The sequence below is a fragment of the Sphaerisporangium sp. NPDC088356 genome, assembly GCF_040685555.1.
In the GTDB taxonomy this organism is placed as follows: Bacteria; Actinomycetota; Actinomycetes; order Streptosporangiales; family Streptosporangiaceae; genus Sphaerisporangium.
Genome location: NZ_JBFBIK010000150.1, coordinates 1 through 15,615 on the forward strand (window position 1 = coordinate 1; position 15,615 = coordinate 15,615).

Annotated in this window: 12 protein-coding genes; 4 read left to right on the top strand and 8 right to left on the bottom strand. The window is 70.4% G+C overall.

Annotated elements, in window-relative coordinates; translation table 11 throughout:
- Nucleotides 1–670 precede the first annotated feature (670 nt).
- The gene (locus AB0O34_RS33075) at nt 671–2,095 is read right to left on the bottom strand and encodes an NAD-dependent succinate-semialdehyde dehydrogenase (protein WP_363922257.1); all 1,425 of its coding nucleotides are present in this window, start codon (nt 2,093–2,095) and stop codon (nt 671–673) included.
- A 120-nt stretch (nt 2,096–2,215) separates the two neighbouring features.
- Between AB0O34_RS33075 and AB0O34_RS33080 the strand changes: the two genes are divergently transcribed.
- Nucleotides 2,216–3,451, top strand: a complete 1,236-nt coding sequence (locus AB0O34_RS33080) for an acyltransferase (RefSeq protein ID WP_363922259.1) — start codon at nt 2,216–2,218, stop codon at nt 3,449–3,451.
- Nucleotides 3,452–3,499: 48 nt separating this feature from the next.
- Here the strand turns inward: AB0O34_RS33080 and AB0O34_RS33085 are convergent, their stop codons facing one another.
- On the bottom strand, nt 3,500–4,768 hold the full coding sequence (locus AB0O34_RS33085; RefSeq protein WP_363922261.1) for an MFS transporter: 1,269 nt from the start codon (nt 4,766–4,768) through the stop codon (nt 3,500–3,502).
- Nucleotides 4,769–4,969: 201 nt separating this feature from the next.
- Here AB0O34_RS33085 and AB0O34_RS33090 point away from each other — a divergent pair, with 201 nt between their 5' ends.
- Nucleotides 4,970–5,158, top strand: coding sequence for a hypothetical protein (locus AB0O34_RS33090; protein WP_363922263.1), 189 nt, complete (start codon nt 4,970–4,972; stop codon nt 5,156–5,158).
- 30 nt (nt 5,159–5,188) lie between these two features.
- On the opposite strand, the gene AB0O34_RS33095 is transcribed toward AB0O34_RS33090, so the two are convergent.
- The 4 genes from AB0O34_RS33095 to AB0O34_RS33110 all read right to left on the bottom strand — a co-directional run bounded on the left by AB0O34_RS33095 (nt 5,189) and on the right by AB0O34_RS33110 (nt 8,479).
- Complete coding sequence (locus AB0O34_RS33095; RefSeq protein WP_363922265.1) at nt 5,189–5,932, bottom strand: hypothetical protein; 744 nt, start codon at nt 5,930–5,932, stop codon at nt 5,189–5,191.
- A 1-nt stretch (nt 5,933) separates the two neighbouring features.
- Entirely contained in the window at nt 5,934–7,214 is a 1,281-nt protein-coding gene (locus tag AB0O34_RS33100) for a hypothetical protein (protein ID WP_363922267.1), read from the bottom strand.
- A 323-nt stretch (nt 7,215–7,537) separates the two neighbouring features.
- Nucleotides 7,538–7,933, bottom strand: a complete 396-nt coding sequence (locus AB0O34_RS33105; RefSeq protein ID WP_363922269.1) for an ATP-binding protein — start codon at nt 7,931–7,933, stop codon at nt 7,538–7,540.
- A gap of 171 nt (nt 7,934–8,104) precedes the next feature.
- Nucleotides 8,105–8,479 (bottom strand): STAS domain-containing protein, encoded by a 375-nt coding sequence (locus AB0O34_RS33110; RefSeq protein WP_363922271.1) that lies wholly within the window; start codon nt 8,477–8,479, stop codon nt 8,105–8,107.
- A 474-nt stretch (nt 8,480–8,953) separates the two neighbouring features.
- Here AB0O34_RS33110 and AB0O34_RS33115 point away from each other — a divergent pair, with 474 nt between their 5' ends.
- Together AB0O34_RS33115 and AB0O34_RS33120 are read left to right on the top strand one after the other, a co-directional pair.
- On the top strand, nt 8,954–9,793 hold the full coding sequence (locus tag AB0O34_RS33115) for an NAD-dependent protein deacetylase (RefSeq protein WP_363922273.1): 840 nt from the start codon (nt 8,954–8,956) through the stop codon (nt 9,791–9,793).
- 126 nt (nt 9,794–9,919) lie between these two features.
- Nucleotides 9,920–11,227, top strand: a complete 1,308-nt coding sequence (locus tag AB0O34_RS33120) for an acetyl-CoA hydrolase/transferase C-terminal domain-containing protein (protein WP_363922275.1) — start codon at nt 9,920–9,922, stop codon at nt 11,225–11,227.
- A 379-nt stretch (nt 11,228–11,606) separates the two neighbouring features.
- Here the strand turns inward: AB0O34_RS33120 and AB0O34_RS33125 are convergent, their stop codons facing one another.
- On the bottom strand, nt 11,607–14,429 hold the full coding sequence (locus AB0O34_RS33125; protein WP_363922277.1) for a PQQ-dependent sugar dehydrogenase: 2,823 nt from the start codon (nt 14,427–14,429) through the stop codon (nt 11,607–11,609).
- Between the two features lie 431 nt (nt 14,430–14,860).
- On the bottom strand, nt 14,861–15,442 hold the full coding sequence (locus AB0O34_RS33130) for a DUF305 domain-containing protein (protein WP_363922279.1): 582 nt from the start codon (nt 15,440–15,442) through the stop codon (nt 14,861–14,863).
- Nucleotides 15,443–15,615 lie beyond the last annotated feature (173 nt).

Consider the following 15,615-nt stretch of genomic DNA (forward strand, 5'->3'; position numbering starts at 1 on the left):
CCGGACACCACCGAAGTCATGAACCTCCGACGCGAGACGGCCACGTGAACTCCTTTTCGTTGCGGTGCGGGCATCCGTGCCTCATCGCGCCGTCTGGGCGGCGTGATGAAGCGGGAACCGCACGCCAGAGGGCACGCAGCGGCACGAGTCGTCCCCGATCGCAACAGCGGACCGCTTGCATCATCCTGGCATTACTCGATACATCATTGCAATAGACAGAAATACTTCTGAAATGAATCAGCAAATGACCCGCAAGAAGTTGCGGAAGAGACTGGCGATCGGACCGGTCCAAGGCGCGCGAGACGACGACGGCGCCGGGCGGAGTGCGCCGTCGCATGCGTGGCGCAACCCCGATCACGAAGCCGGCTCAGGCCATCCCGCCGAGCTTGTAGAGCACGAGTGAACCCGCCACCGCGACGTTCAGGCTCGCAGGTCCGCAGGAGGGTGCCAAGATTGGCGTTGTGCATGGGCCACAGCGGCGCGGCGTACAGATGTCGAGACAGCGGGGCGGGCGGCGGAGGCGCGAGGCCCGCAGATCCTTCGGGGTGCGGACACGGACGGCGGGCCGGTTGGTGCCAGAAGGCGGCATCGAAGGGGCGCTTTCAGCGGCGCGCCCGGACCATCGACGAGGTTCTGATCCACCTCAAGGTAGCGGCCCGCCCGGCCCGCCTCAGCCGTTCGCGAAGCCGATCGCCGTGGTGGTCTCGAAGGTGCGGATCAGCTTCTTGTTGACGAACTCCTGGATGCCCAGGTCGGACAGCTCCCGCCCGTACCCCGAGCACTTGATGCCACCGAAGGGCAGCTCGGGGCGCGAGGAGGTCGGGTGGTTGATCCAGACCATGCCCGTCTCGAGCCGCTCGGCCATGCGGTGGGCCCGGTCGAGGTCCCTGGAGAAGATCGCGCCGCCCAGGCCGTACGGGTTGTCGTTGGCCAGCGAGACGGCCACGTCGTCGTCCGACACCTGGTACACCACGGCGACGGGGCCGAACAGCTCCTCGTGGTAGGCCCGCATCCCGGGCCGGACGTCGGTGAGGATGGTCGCCTCCATGAAAGCGCCGGGCCGGTCGAGGCGCCCGCCGCCGATGACGAGCTTGGCGCCATGGGCCACCGTGTCGCGCACCTGGCTCACGAGGTTGTCGACGGCGTCCTCGGAGCAGAGCGGGCCGAGGGTCGTCGCCGGATCCATCGGGTCACCGGGGACCAGGGCCGCGAACCTCTCGCGCAGCCGTTCGACGAATTCCTGGTAGAGATCCTCCAGGATGATGAACCGTTTGGCGCTCACGCAGCTCTGCCCCATGTTCGACAGCCGTCCGACCACGGCTGCGTCGATGGTGCGGTCGAAGTCCAGCCCGTCGAGCACGATGAACGGGTCGCTTCCCCCCAGTTCGAGCACGGTCTTGTGGATGTTGCGGCCGGCTCGCTCGGCCGTGCGCGCACCGGCGCGGTCGCTGCCGGTCAGGGAGACGCCCTGTACCGCAGGGTTGTCGATGACCCGGCCGATGCCGGCGGCGGGCACGAGCAGGTTGGTGTAGACGCCTTGAGAGGCGCCTGCGTCGCGGAAGAGCCGTTCGAGCAGGATGGCCGACTGCGGGCAGTTGCTGGCGTGCTTGAGCAGGATGGTGTTCCCCGCGACGAGGTTCGGCGCGGCGAAGCGGGCCACCTGGTAGAGCGGGTAGTTCCACGGCATGATGCCGAGGAGCGGGCCGAGCGGCCGGTTGGCCACCACTGCGGTCCCCTCTTCCATGGGCAGCGGCCGGTCGGCCAGAAGATCGGGCCCGTGCTGCCCGTAGTAGCGCAGGATGTCCGCGACGAGGTCCACCTCGCCGTAGCTCTCGCCGATGCGCTTGCCCATCTCCAGGGTGATGGTCCTGGCGAACTCGTCGCTGCGCTCGATGATCAGCTCACCCGCCATGCGGACCACGGCCGCGCGCTCGGCGGCGGCGAGCCACCGCCAGTGTTGGAAGGCCTCGTGGGACACCTCGACGGCCCGGTCGACCTCCTCGTCGGTCATCGCGGGGAACTCGCGAAGCACCTGGCCGTTGTACGGGTTGACGCTGGCGATCGACCTGCGCGTGACAGACGGCGTAGCGGTCATGTCACTCCTCCGCTCGCTGGACGGCGGACTCGGATTCGTCTTTCTCACGCTACCAACAGCGCGAACGGATACTTCTGGCGGGGCGGCCGGAGGGCAGGGCAACGGCCTGTGACGCCCGCTATGTCAGTCCTGATCGGGTTCGGACCGCTCCCGTTCGGTAAGTTGGTGCGGGTGTCCATCGCCCCGGCCGTGACCTCGCGCACCGTGACGTCCTCTTCGACCCGTCTCGCCTGGCTTGACGCGCTGCGGGGCATAGGGGCGATCGCGGTGCTCGCCGAGCACATGCTGCCCTGGGTGATCCCCTCGCTACGCCCCTACTGGTTCAACATCGGGCTCTACGGCATCCTGGTGTTCTTCCTGGTCAGCGGTTACATCATCCCCGCGTCGCTGGAGCGGCACGGGGACGTCAGGGCCTTCTGGATCAGCCGGGTCTTCCGCCTCTACCCGATCTACCTCGTCACCATCGGCCTGGTGCTCGCGCTGGCCTGGTGGATCCCGGTACGCGGGGCCGTGCCGCGCGAACCGTCCACGGTGGTCGCCCACGCGACGATGCTGCTGGACGTGATCGGCGTGGGCGGCGTCGTGGACACCATGTGGACGCTGTCGTACGAGATGGTGTTCTACCTGCTGGTGACCGCGCTGTTCGTGGGCCGGGTACACCGGCGCAGCGGGGTGCTCGCCCTGCTGTTCGGCCTGACCGCGCTGGCCACCGCGCTGGTGCTGCCGGGGGCGCCGCTCACGGGCGGCTGGCTCGCCTGGGCCTCGGGCGCGGCGTTCGCGGTGGGGCTGACCTGCGTGATCGCCGACCGGCTCCGCACGGCCGCCGCCTGCGGGCTCGGTCTCATGGCGCTGATCCTGCTGCTGCTGAGCAGCAGGGTCCCGTGGTTCGGCGTGGTGATCATCGCGGTGATGTTCACCGGCACGGCGATCTACCGGTGGGAGCACGGCGCGGGCCCGTTCTGGCCGGTGATCGTGACCGTGGTCCTCGTCGCGCTCACCCCGGTGTGGGCGATCCAGGGTGGCTGGTGGTGGATCCAGCCCGATGTCTGGATCACCACGATCGCGCTGGCCGGGACGACGTTCGCGGGCGCGATGGCCCTGAGACACCGGCGGGTGCCCCGCTTCCTCACCTGGCTGGGGCTGATCAGCTACTCGCTCTACCTGCTGCACCACCCGCTGCTGAAGTTCTACGTCGCGCTCACCGGGGACCTGCGCTGGTCCCCGCTCGCCGTGCAGGTCCTCATGGCGACGCTGTTCGTGGGCCTGATACTGCCCCTGAGCTGGGTGACCTACCGGTTCGTCGAAAGACCCATGCAGCGCGCAGGCCACCGCCTGGCCCGCCGCCTCGCCGGGTGAGGCGCCGCCCTAGGGCGGCCGTGCGGAACGGCCCCGCCCGCCCAGGCCTCAGGACGCGCGGGACTCCTCGCTGGGCTGGACGACCACGGAAGGCACGTCCGTACGGTCGTCGGTGAGCGTGCGCCACGCGAGCACGCCGGCGAGGAGAAGGACCGCCGCCTGCACGTTGAGCAGGCCGAGGGTCGGGATGAAGCCGACGAGCACGCCGGCGAGGAGCATGCCGAGGGCCTGAAGGCCGTCCGAGAGGGCCAGGAAGCTGCTCATCACCCTGCCGCGCAGGCCGGCGGGCGTGGCGCGCTGCACCACCGACAGCCAGCCCGCCATGATCCACACCCCCGGCGCTCCAGCCAGGATGAACAGCCCGACGTAGACCCACAGCGCGGTCGTCAGCAACGCCGAGTTCCAGATGGCCAGGCTGATCACCGCGAAGATCACCAGACCGTGGCTGACGAATTGGTTCATGTTCAGCTTGCGGGCGATGATCCCGGCGACCGCGCCGCCGATCAGCCCGCCGACCGCCTGCACGCCGCGGAGCAGTCCCGCCTCCGACTCGCCCCCGCCCAGCAGGTCGGTGACGAACAGCAGGAACAGGATGACGAACATCCCCTGGGCGACGGACATGAGGCTGACGACGATCGTGACGGCGCGCAGCCGGCCCGATGACCAGATCGTCCGCAGACCGGCGAGGGACTCCCGCCAGAAGGCGGTGCCGGGGCCGGGCGGGGGACCCGCGGCCCGCGTGCCCGAGATGGTCATCACCAGCACCACGGTCAGGACGAGCGGCACCACGGCCGCGACCACCACGCCGTTGATCCCCGCCCAGGTCAGCATCACCCCGCCGAGCGGGCTGCCGACCAGGCGCCCGAGGTTGGAGTTGAGGCTGATCGTCGCGTTGGCGGTCACCAGCTGGGCCGGCGCGACCACCGTCGGCAGCAGTGCGTTCTTCACGGACTCGAACATCGCGGTGAGCCCGGCCTCGGCCGCCGCGACCAGATAGAGGATCCACAGGTGCCGCGTGTCCTGTACGAGAAGCAGCGGCAGCAGCAGGACGGCACGGGTGATCGCGAGCCCGGCCAGGAACCGCGCGGGGTTCCACCGGTCGGCGAATATGCCCGCCAGGGGCGTGAGGACCAGGCTCGGCAGCAACCCGAGCATGGCCACGGTGGAGGTGATCAGCGCCGACCCGGTCAGGCTCAGTGCGTACAGCGGCACCGCGATGAGCAGGCCCCACCGGGTGACCTCGGTGAAGAAACTGGCCGCCCAGAGCCGGAAGAAGGTCGGCTGTCGTAACGGATGGGTGAGTGCGGGGGTGCTCATGAGATCGGCTCTCCTGTCGCCTCGACTCCCGGGAAAACGCGCACACCGATATGGGCCGGGCGTCCCTCCTTTGCGGACGCGCGCGGGTGACGGAGCGAAATGAGCGATGGTCACTCAGACGCGGAGGAAGGGCCTACTCCCCCGCCGCTCCGCTACTAAACTTTCTTCACCCGGCGGATGGGGAATCCGTGCAGCACGTACATGACCCTTTCGACGTCCTGCCTGGGAACCTCGCGTGACTGCCGCCGGCCGGCGCCTGCGGTGGAGGAGGAGTGGTCCGACGTGCTGAACAACGAGGCGAAATGCGGCTGGCGCCTGGTCAGCGTCGCCTTCCTCGAACGCGGTGTCACCGACGCCTATTCGGAGTTCCCTTCTCGTCGCTCCGCGTGAGTCCGCGCGCGGCGCGCGTGACCTGACGGGTCACGGCCCCGCCATTCCCTGGACCTTCGAACGTCCCTCTCTCAGGCAGGGCCCGGACGGCGTGACGGTCGGCCGCTGCGACGCGGAGACGATCTTCTGCTCAGAGGTGTCGCACTCCACGCGCGGCTGCGGGCGGGTGAGCCACACGATGGCGAGGATCGCCACCACGAGCAGGACGCCGGCGGTCACAAGGACGGCCCCCCGGCGGAACGGCGGCCGCACGTAATCGTGGTAGCCGTCCACGCGCGACACCTGCGCGGGCGCGGAGGCGCGACCGGCGACGGGTGACCGCAGCGGGAAGTCCTCACTGGGCTCCACCACGAATCCCTCCTCATCGCGGAGGAACCGGCGGTAGGCCCGCAGCGACGCCTGACCGCAGACCCTCAGATCCTCCTGGTCGGGCTCGCCGGCCACCCCGTCCAGGCAGACGAATCCGTAGATCAGCTGCAGCGGGCGGCTGTGCTGGTCGCGCGGCTCCTGCGCGGCGGGCGGGGCACCCGGTTCCGCGATGTCGGCCGAGGTGACCAGATGGGTGGCGTACACGACGGTCAGCCGGCGCCCCGCGCCGGTCAGAACCTCGATCACGGTGGCCCGGTCCTGGTGGGGGCTCGGCACCACCGAGTCGTCGAGCACCCCGTGGCCGCGCTCGGCGATGAGGAAGCCGGGAGCGAGAAGGGTCCGGTATCCCCGGTGACGGCCTCGTGCGACCAGGAACGGCCAGCCCTGCGCGGATGAGTCCCTCATGTCAGTATCCGTCCGAGACGCGGCCGTCCGAGAGCCGGGAGTGCGGCAGGCGGCCTTCCATCACGTCCACCTTGCGCCGCATGTCGTACAGCACCCTGCGGCGAGCCAAGCGGAGCGTCTCGGCACGCCGCTCGGCCTCGCTCAGCTCCTGGTCCAGGCCAAGCCTCTCGTCGCCGCGCCCGCCCAGCCGGGAGTCCAGGAAGAGCCCCATCATGGTCTCTCCGATGACCGCCGCCGAGGGGCCGAAGGCGGCGAGCAGCGCGCGCCCCGCCACCTGCCCGGCGAACAGGCTCGCGGAGCCCAGCGCCTCCAGAGCGCTCTGCCGGCTTCGCCTTCGCACCTCGGCGCTCAGGGCCACCCGCGCCTCGCGGTCGAGCCGGCTCTCCACCTGGTCGAACATGTCGGGCACCACCGCCGACAGCGGGACGTCCACGTTGGCAGGGTGCACCGGGGCCTGGGACACCTTGACGATCTCGCCCCGCGAGTCGACCTTGGCGAAACCCGGGCCGACCGCGCTCACCGGGATCAGCCTGACCACCCTGTCGGCGCTGTGCAGGCGCACCAGCGACCGGAACAGGTCGTTGGAGGTCAGCAGGTTGTGCACGATGCTCAGCCGCGTGCTCTCGTCGGGATGCACGTCCATCAGCAGATCCCATTTGGTGATGATGAAGCTGATCGGAGCCGACGCCTCGATCATGACGGGCAGCAGGGCGTTGAGCGTCCGGTCCAGGTGGAGCGGCCCCTCGGGGTGCCCGTCGAGGTGCTGCTTGATCCGGTATCCGTCGATCACGCCGATCAGCGCGTCCGCGGAGTCGATGTGGGCGAAGAGCTCCTTCTGCTTGGTGGAGCCCGCGTCCTGGATCTCGGTGAGGAGCTCTCCCGCGTACTCCAGGTACTTCAGATTCAAGATGGTGAGCGCGGTGCCGGCCAGGTGGGTCTTCACGGTGAAGGTGAAATGCCGGGTCTCCCCCTTGGCCGTCCCGCGAGGCCAGTCGCCCGAGGCGGCCGTGTCCGCCATCTGGGCGTACCACTGGTTCAGCAGGAGCACGTCGTCATGTGTCGCGGTGAGGAAGTAGCACTGCGCCGCGGGGGCCTTGAGCCTGTGATACATACTCGCGAGGAGCAGCGTCTTCCCCGAACCCTGAAGGCCGAGCGCCACCACCTGGAACGTGGGGGCCTTCTCCTCCACCATCAGTGGACGCGCGGCCCTCCTCTCGCGCAGCCACCGGCCGAGCAGCACGAGCACGATGGCCACGACGATCAGCACAAGCAGCACGTTCACCACGCTTCCCCATCCCGGCGACCTCTGCCGAGGCCGCCCTCGCATGCCGCAAGGCGGGAGCACGCCGGCACATCGCGGCGTCCGTCCCGTTTGCTTCGATCTTTCAGCCGCGGGTGGGGACGCGCATGAGTAGGCCCCTACTCAAACTCGGGATGGACGAGGCCCACCGCGGGCCGAGGCGGTGTGCATGTAGTGGTCGAACAGCCGGGTCAGGGCGGTGCGCCGGTCGGCCCCCGTGTCCTCGCCGGCCGGCGAGGCGGTGGCGTGCGCGCGCAGCAGGTCCGCGCGCGGTCATGCGCGCCGTGTCCGGGGAGGTCGCGGACCTATGAGGCGGGGTGCAGGCGCATCCGCAGCCGGACCAGGGACCGGCCGCTGAGCTGGCGGATGGTGAACTCGTCGCAGAGCTGGCCCATCAGCCACATCCCGAACCCCCGGTCCGAGGGGGCGGACGGGCGCCGGCGGTCGACGTCGCGGGGCGTGAGCCGTCCGGCGGTGTCGACGACCTCGACGGTCAGGGCCGTCTCGTCGTACCAGACGGTCAGAGTGCCGTCGCCGCCGCCGTGCTCCAGGACGTTGATGGCGGCCTCGTTGGCGGCGATCAGCAGGTCGTCGAGCCGGGCTCCGGTCAAACCCGCGCGGGTGGCGTGCCTGACGAGCTTCTGCCGCAACGTGGTCAGGTCGGTCGTGATGGGCCAGTGGCCTCGATGGTCGTTTCTCACGCGTGTTCCCTTGAGGTGATGCCGCATCTGGATCTCACCGGGGGGCTACCGACTCGCCTGCCAGAATGAGGGCGGTTGGTGAGCATCTGCTGGCCGGTAACTACCCGCCGTGCCCCGCCTAACCATCGGCTCCCGCTGCCCGGGTGACGGCCGGCGATCCGGCCACGTCGGCTACCGCACGGGCGGCCGCGCGCGGAGTACGGCCAGGGCGTCGGCGCGGGTGGGCCGCACGGTGAAGAACTGCACCAGGCCGGTGGTCTGGAAGACCCTGGCCAGGCGGGGGTGCAGGTCGGTCAGGGAGATCACGCCGCCGCGCTCGCCGATCAGCGTGCGCAGGGCCAGGAAGATGCGGATCCCGGTGGAGTCGCAGAACGTCAGATCGGCCAGGTCGAGCAGCAGGCACTGGTGATCGGCGGTCAGCAGTGCCAGGACCTGCTCGCGCAGCCGCTCGGCGTTGGTGTAGTCCAGCTCGCCGCTCAGGGCGACGACGAGCGCCCCCGGCAGGGTGTCGTCGGGGTGCGGGACGAGGTGGACGGCAGCGGTCACGGGGACACCTTCGGGGACGGGAGCGCGGATGTCGGCGCGAGGACGGCTGTGTCGTCCGCCGGACCGGGCCCGAAGCCGGTCGGTGCTCGCGTGGTGGCAGGGGGCGCGTCGGGGGAACGAACGGGCTCCCGCCAGCGTAGCGGCCACAGCCGCCGGGCGCTCCCCAGCAGCGGCAACGACGATCAGTGGGCATCGCGGCCCGCCGCCTCACGAGGCCGGGGAGACCTCACCCGACCCTCGCGGCAGGAGCTCCACCGGCACGGTGACCCAGGCAACTTCTACAGCGTCCACTCCGGCAACCGGCCCGAGCCGGCGCAGACGGGAGTGACCTGCACCGTCACCCCCGCCTAGCCGGGTGACCTGGGGTTCCCGCTCCCATCCCAGGGAGCGGGAACCCCACCGGCTACGCCGTGGAGAAGTGAACCGGCCGGCTCCGGATTCCGCGCACCCCGGATGGTGGGGCAGCATGGGGAGGTGACCGAAAACACCGACACGCTGGCGAGGCTGCTGGCGGCGGGCGATGTCGTGGTGCTGAGCGGGGCGGGGATCTCGACGGAGTCGGGGATCCCCGACTACCGGGGGCCGAGCGGCGCCCTCGTCCAGCACACCCCGATGACGTACCAGACCTTCGTCGGCGACCCCGCGGCGAGGCGGCGCTACTGGGCCAGGAGCCACGTCGGGTGGCGGGCCATGGCGCGGGCGACGCCCAACCAGGGTCACCACGCCGTCGCCCGCCTCCAGAGGGACGGCCTGGTGGCCGGCATCGTCACGCAGAACGTCGACGGCCTGCACCAGGCGGGCGGCGCGCGGGAGGTCGTCGAGCTGCACGGCAGCCTGGGCCAGGTGGTCTGCCTGGGCTGTGGCGATCTCAGCCCGCGTGACGAGCTCGACCGCCGCCTGAGAGAGGCGAACCCGTGGTTCGACGCCCGGGTGACCGCGATCAACCCCGACGGCGACGCCGACCTGCGCGACGAGGAGGTCGACGGCTTCCGAACCGTCGGATGCCGGTCGTGCGACGAGGGGATGCTGAAGCCGGACGTCGTCTTCTTCGGCGAGACCGTCCCCGCGGATCGCGTGCGGGAGTGCTTCGCCCTCGTGGAGAGCGCACGCCTGCTGCTGGTGCTGGGGTCGTCGCTGACCGTGATGTCGGGCCGCCGCTTCGTGCTGCGCGCGGCGAAGCTCGGCATCCCCGTGGCGATCGTGAACCAGGGGCCGACCCGGGGGGACGGTTACGCCGCGCTCACCGTCGACGCCCCGCTAGGCGTGGTCCTTCCCGAGCTGGTACGCCTGACGGGCACGCGGGCCGTGAGCTGAACCGATATTGGGCCGCCGATAAGAGCATTTTGGTCAATCACGATAGGCGCCTGCGTACACTGGCGAGATGGTGCGAGCGGCGGCGCGTGCCGCGACCCGCGGCCACGGCGCGGACGGCTGACGGCGGTGGGCGAGATCCAGCCCGCCGCGGCGGCCCAGAGGGGCTGGAAGCAGGCCGGCCGGCCCGAGGACGTGCTGGCGCACATCCCGGCGGGGGCCGATCTGATCGTGCCGATCGCCAACGGCGAGCCGGTGGTCCTGCTGGACACGCTGGAGGCCCACTACCGCGAGCTGGACAGGGTGCGCATTCACCGCATGGACCCGCTCCGCGAGCGCGCGTACATCCGGGGCGAATGCGGAGATCACCTGCGGCACGTCGACTACTACCTGGGCCCGGGGTCCAGGCAGGCCTACTGGAACGGCACCTGCGACCTGGTGCCGAACAACTTCTCCGAGATACCGCAGTTGCTGCGCGAGTCGACCAAGTGCTCGCTGGTGCTGGCGGCGGCCAGCCTCCCGGACCGTCACGGGTACTTCAGCCTCGGCACGAACGCCGACTACACGGCGGCGTTCATCGGCGAGGTGCCGTTCTTCCTGGAGGTCAACGCCCGCATGCCGCACACCTTCGGGCAGAACCAGGTGCACGTCAGCCAGGTGGCCGGATGGATCCGCGCCGACCGGGAGCTGCAGGAGCTGCCCGTCCACGAGCCCGACGAGGCCGACCGCCGGATCGCCGGGCACATCGCCGAGCGGATCCGTGACGGATCGTGCCTCCAGGTGGGCGTGGGCAAGACGCCCGGAGCGCTCTTGGCCGCCCTCAGGGACCACCGTGACCTGGGCCTGCACACCGAGGCGCTCTCGGACGGGATCATGGAGCTGATCCGGCGAGGAGTGATCACCGGGACCCGCAAGCGCCACTACCGCAACAAGCACGTGACCACCTTCTGCGTCGGCACGCGCCGCCTGTTCGACTTCCTGGACGAGAACGGGTCGGTGGCACTGCTGCCGGTCGACCAGGTCAACCACCCGACGGTGATCGCCCGCGAGCCGAACTTCGTCTCCATCAACGCCACCACCGAGGTCGACCTGATGGGACAGTGCGCCTCGGAGACGATCGCCGGCAGGTACTACTCCTCAAGCGGGGGGCAGGCCGACTTCGCGCGGGGCGCGATGTGGTCACAGGGCGGGCAGGCCTTCATCGTCCTGAAGTCCACCACCCGCAAGGGCGTCGGGCGGATCCGCACCGCGCTGACCCTGGGGTCCGTCGTGACGACGATCAAGAACACGGTCGACAACGTGGTTACCGAGTATGGAGTCGCCGAGCTGCGCGGCAGGTCGATCGCGGAGCGCGCGCGACGGCTGATCGCCGTCGCGCACCCCGACCACCGCGACAGGCTCGCCTTCGACGCCCGCCGGTCGGGCCTGCTCCACTGATCTCCCTAGGCCCAAGGGGCGCCGTCGAGACGTTACGGCTGGACCGAAGCGGGACCTTTGACCAGCTCACGTAGCTTGAAGGTATGGGTCTATCGCCCCTGAGGCTGCGCCCACGGTCGATCCGCGGACGGATCACGCTCCTGACCGTGTTGATCACCGCCCTGGTCCTGATACCGATGGCACTGATCATGAGCACGTTTATCCAGCAGATGTTCACCGACTCGGTAGGGCACGACACCCGGGAGGAGGTCAGCGTGGTGGCGGCCGCCATCCACGCCGGACTTCCCCTCGCGGGCGTCTCCTAAGGGCGCGCCGGGATGGCCCGGTGGAGCGGGGCCGGACGATGATCCGGCACCGCCGCCGATCTTCCTTCGCCCGCCTAGGGCAGGGTCCACTTCTGGTTGGCCCCGGTGCCGCAGTCCCAGATGGTCACCGCGGTGCCGTCGGCCGAGTTGTTCCCGCTCACGTCCAAGCACCTGCCTGAAGCCGGGTTACGCAGCGTGCCGTCGCCCTGGGCCGCCCAGTTCTGCGCGCCCGTGCCGTTGCACGTCCACAACTGCACCTTGGTGCCGTTGGCCGTCGCGCCCCCCGCCACGTCCAGGCACTTGCCCAGCGCCTTCAGCACCTGACCGCTCACCGTCCACGACTGCGCCCCGGTCCCGTTGCAGCCGTACAACTGCACCCGCGTCCCATCGGCCGTCGCCGCACCCGCCACATCCAGGCACTTGCCCGCCAGCCCCTTCACCGGACCGGTACGAGACGCCGGAGCGGCCAGGGTGAAGGCGTCGAGGTCGAACAGCGCCCCGGCGGCGCCCTTGAACACCAGGTACAGCGTGGTGGTGCCGCCCGGCGCGTTCGCCAGGCTCCCGGTGACGTTCTGGAAGGTCTCCCAGCCGCCTGTCACCGGCACCGTCACCGAGCCGAGCAGGGTGCCGGTGCTGGAACCCGCCCGCACCTCCAGCGTGCCGCCCACGCCGGCCGACGAGACGCGCGCGGTGATCGAGGTGGCGCCCTCCAGCACGTAGGGCTGGAACGCGATCCAGTCGCCGTTCTCGATGTTGCCGACGGTCTTGCCGCCCTCGGCGCCGGTGTGGGTGATCGGGTCCACGCCGGAGGAGGAGCCGTAGTGCTCGCCCTGGCGGTGGCCGGGCTGCAGCGTCGCCTGGGCCGTTCCCTTCAGACCGCCCGCGTCGGTGTAGTCGGCGGCGAGGACGCCGAAGGTGTTTGCGTCGGTGGAGTGCTCGCCGTCGACCTGGGTCGTGATCGTGCCGGTGCAGCCGGTCTTGGAGGTCATCGCGTGGGCGTGCTGGTCATGGCCCAGCAGGTAGGTCACGGTGACCTTGGAGCAGTCGACCGCCCCGTCCTCGGGGTCGGTGACGGTCACCGCGTAGGAGACCGTGTCGCCGAAGGTGAACAGCTGCCCGTTCTTCGGCGAGGTGAACGTGACGCTCGGGGCGGTGTTGCCGACCGTGACGATCACGCTCGCCGTGCCGGTCGCGCCCTGGGAGTCGGTGACCGTCAGCGTGGCGGTGCGGGTGCCGGCGGTCGTGTAGGCGTGGGAGGGGTTGGCGGCGGTCGAGGTGCCGCCGTCGCCGAAGGCCCACGCGTAGGTCAGGGCGCCTCCCTCGGGGTCGGAGGAGCCGGCGGAGGAGAAGTTCACCGTCAGCGGCGGCTGGCCGGAGGTCCTGTCGGCCGACGCCTTCGCCGTCGGCGCCCGGTTGCCGCCGGCGATGTACTCGATGCGGTACAGGGCCGAGTTCGCGTCGCCGCCGAAGTAGCCGGTGCCGTAGTCGAGGACGTACAGCGCGCCGTCGGGGCCGAACGCCATGTCCATCACCTGCTTGCCGGTGAAGGGGAAGGCGGCGATGGGGCCGCGGGAGCCGTTCGCCCCGACCTCGATCGTCTTGATCCAGCCCCGGCCGAACTCACCGGCGAAGAAGACCTTGTCGAGGGACTGCGGGAACTTCACGGCGGAGTTCAGGGCGGCGTCGTAGTGGTAGACCGGCCCGCCCATGGGGGACTCGGAGCCGCCCCCGAACTCGGGCGGCGAGCCGGAGTCGCCGCCGTACTTGATCCAGGCCGCCTTCGCCGGTGGCAGGGTGGTCTGCCCGGTGTTGCGGAACGAGTTGTTCGTCGCCCCGCCGGCGCAGTTGTACTTGGCGCCGGAGACGCCGGTGGCGAAGTCGTACTCGTTGTAGGTCTCGGCGGCGGTGTTGTCACCGGTGCAGTACGGCCAGCCGTAGAAGCCCGGGCCGGTGATGCGGTTGAACTCCACCTGGCCTCCGGGGCCGCGCGAGGCGCTCGCGGCGCCCGCGTCCGGGCCGTAGTCGCCGAGGTAGACGACGCCGGTGGCCTTGTCCACGCTCATCCTGAACGGGTTGCGGAAGCCCATCGCGTAGATCTCGGGCCTGGTGGCCGCCGTGCCGGGCGGGAACATGTTCCCCGCGGGGATCGAGTAGGTCCCGTTGTCGTTGACCTTGATCCGCAGCACCTTGCCACGCAGGTCGTTGGTGTTCGCCGCGGTCCGCTGCGCGTCGTAGGCGGGGTTGCGGTTGGCGCGCTCGTCGATCGGGTCGAAGCCGCTGGAGTCGAACGGGTTGGAGTCGTCTCCCGTGCTCAGGTAGAGGTTGCCCGCCGCGTCGAAGTCGATGTCACCGCCGACGTGGCAGCAGATGCCCCGGTCGGCGGCCACGTCGAGGATCTTGACCTCGCTGCCCGCCTGGATCGTCCAGTCGGCGGTGAGGGTGAACCGGGAGAGCCGGTTGACCCCCTGCCACGCCGACCAGTCCGTGCCGGTGGCGGGGGCGTCGCCGCCCGGGGTGGACAGCGGGGGCGCGTAGTAGAGGTAGATGCGCCGGTTGGACGCGAAGGCGGGGTCCACGCCCACGCCCTGCAGGCCCTCCTCGTCGTGGTTGTACACCGCCAGCTTGCCGACCACGGTGGTGACGCCCCCGGCGTCGGTGCGCCGGAGCGTGCCGTCGCGCGCGGTGTGGACGACCGACCGGTCGGGCAGGACGGCGAGCGACATCGGCTCGCCGACCTCGTCGACGCCCTTGGCCAGGGTGACCTGCTGGAAGTCGGCGGGGTTGACCGCGACGGCGTTCGCGGCGGGAGTGCCGGCGGCCAGGGCGAGCGCCGCGCCGCCGGTCGCCACGAGGGCGGCCAGGGCCGCTCTCAGTGTTCGTCTTCTCCTGTGGTGCACGGGGAGCCTTTCCGGTGCTCGGGGGGTGGGTTCGTCCAGCGAGGCGGCCTGGACGTGGCTGAGCGGCCCGGCATGGGGGGCCTGTGGAGGGCGCGTGGACGCGCGGCACCTCCGCGCTATTTCCGGAAAATTACGGTTATGTGTCCGCTGGAGTCTTTCGCCGTGACTCTAAGTTCTTTCCACACTCTCGTCCAGAGCTTTAGCCCGATATTTCGGAACTTTAGTTTCGAAAAGCGTAAGTTTCGTTTATGAAGCAGCGGCGGGCCACGCCGGGCGATAACTCCAAGGGGAGCCATGTCACGGCCGACCGTCCTCGGGGATCGCTATCCAAGGGCTCAACGTGCCTGGTCGCAGAGGTGGCGGGCGGGATTCACCGCCACCGGCGAGGACACCGAGAAGAACGACGGCCGGCCGGGGCCGGCGGTCGCCGGTCAGTTCAGCTCGCCGAGCATCTGCCTGACCTGTGCGGAGCGCGACTGGTCGATCCGGTGGGCGAAGCTCTTCACCTGGGCGTTCAGGCCCGCGCCGACCTCTGTGCGTGCCATCTCGATGGCGTTGGTCTGATGGGCGATCATCACGTTGAGGAACCTGCGCTCGAACTCCACGCCGGTCATCCTCCTCAGCGTGGTGATCTCCTCCGGGCTGGTGACGTGCAGGCCGCCGTGGGCCTCGTGGGCGTGGGCGTCCGCCGTCAGGGGGCGGCCCCAGCCGAGCAGCCACGCGGTCATGGCACGCACCTCGTCGCCCTGGGTGGTCTCGACCGCCGTCGCCAGCGTCCGCACCTCGCCCCGTACGGCCCGGGTCCTCGCCAGGTCGGCCATCTCCATTCCCTGGCGGTGGTGCGGGATCATCATCTGCAGGAACATCACGTCCGCGTCGTTGACCGGACCGGTCGCGGCGGGCGCCGAGGTGCCGCCCGCCGGCCGCGCTCCGGGCGTGGCCGTGGCGGCGCCGCAGGCGGGGAACGCCAGCAGGCTCATGGCGGCGACGAGGGCGAGTGCGGCGCGTCTCATGAGTGTTCCGCCTGTCTGGAGTCGGTGAGTCGCCTGGTCCGGGGCGGGCGGGGCATTGGGGGGGGGGCCCGCAGGAACGCCCCCGGTGGGTTACACCTTGTCCCCCCGGGCGGCCCGGGGGGCGGGTGCCCCCCCCCGGAAGCGGGGGGGGGGGGGTGTGGCCGGGAGGGGAC

Coding starts and splice junctions, on each gene's coding strand:
- AB0O34_RS33090 (WP_363922263.1), top strand. CDS start 4,970: ATGACCCTTTCGACGTCCTGCCTGGGAACCTCGCGTGACTGCCGCCGG.
- AB0O34_RS33085 (WP_363922261.1), bottom strand. CDS start 4,768: ATGAGCACCCCCGCACTCACCCATCCGTTACGACAGCCGACCTTCTTC.
- AB0O34_RS33130 (WP_363922279.1), bottom strand. CDS start 15,442: ATGAGACGCGCCGCACTCGCCCTCGTCGCCGCCATGAGCCTGCTGGCG.
- AB0O34_RS33095 (WP_363922265.1), bottom strand. CDS start 5,932: ATGAGGGACTCATCCGCGCAGGGCTGGCCGTTCCTGGTCGCACGAGGC.
- AB0O34_RS33080 (WP_363922259.1), top strand. CDS start 2,216: ATGTCAGTCCTGATCGGGTTCGGACCGCTCCCGTTCGGTAAGTTGGTG.
- AB0O34_RS33075 (WP_363922257.1), bottom strand. CDS start 2,095: ATGACCGCTACGCCGTCTGTCACGCGCAGGTCGATCGCCAGCGTCAAC.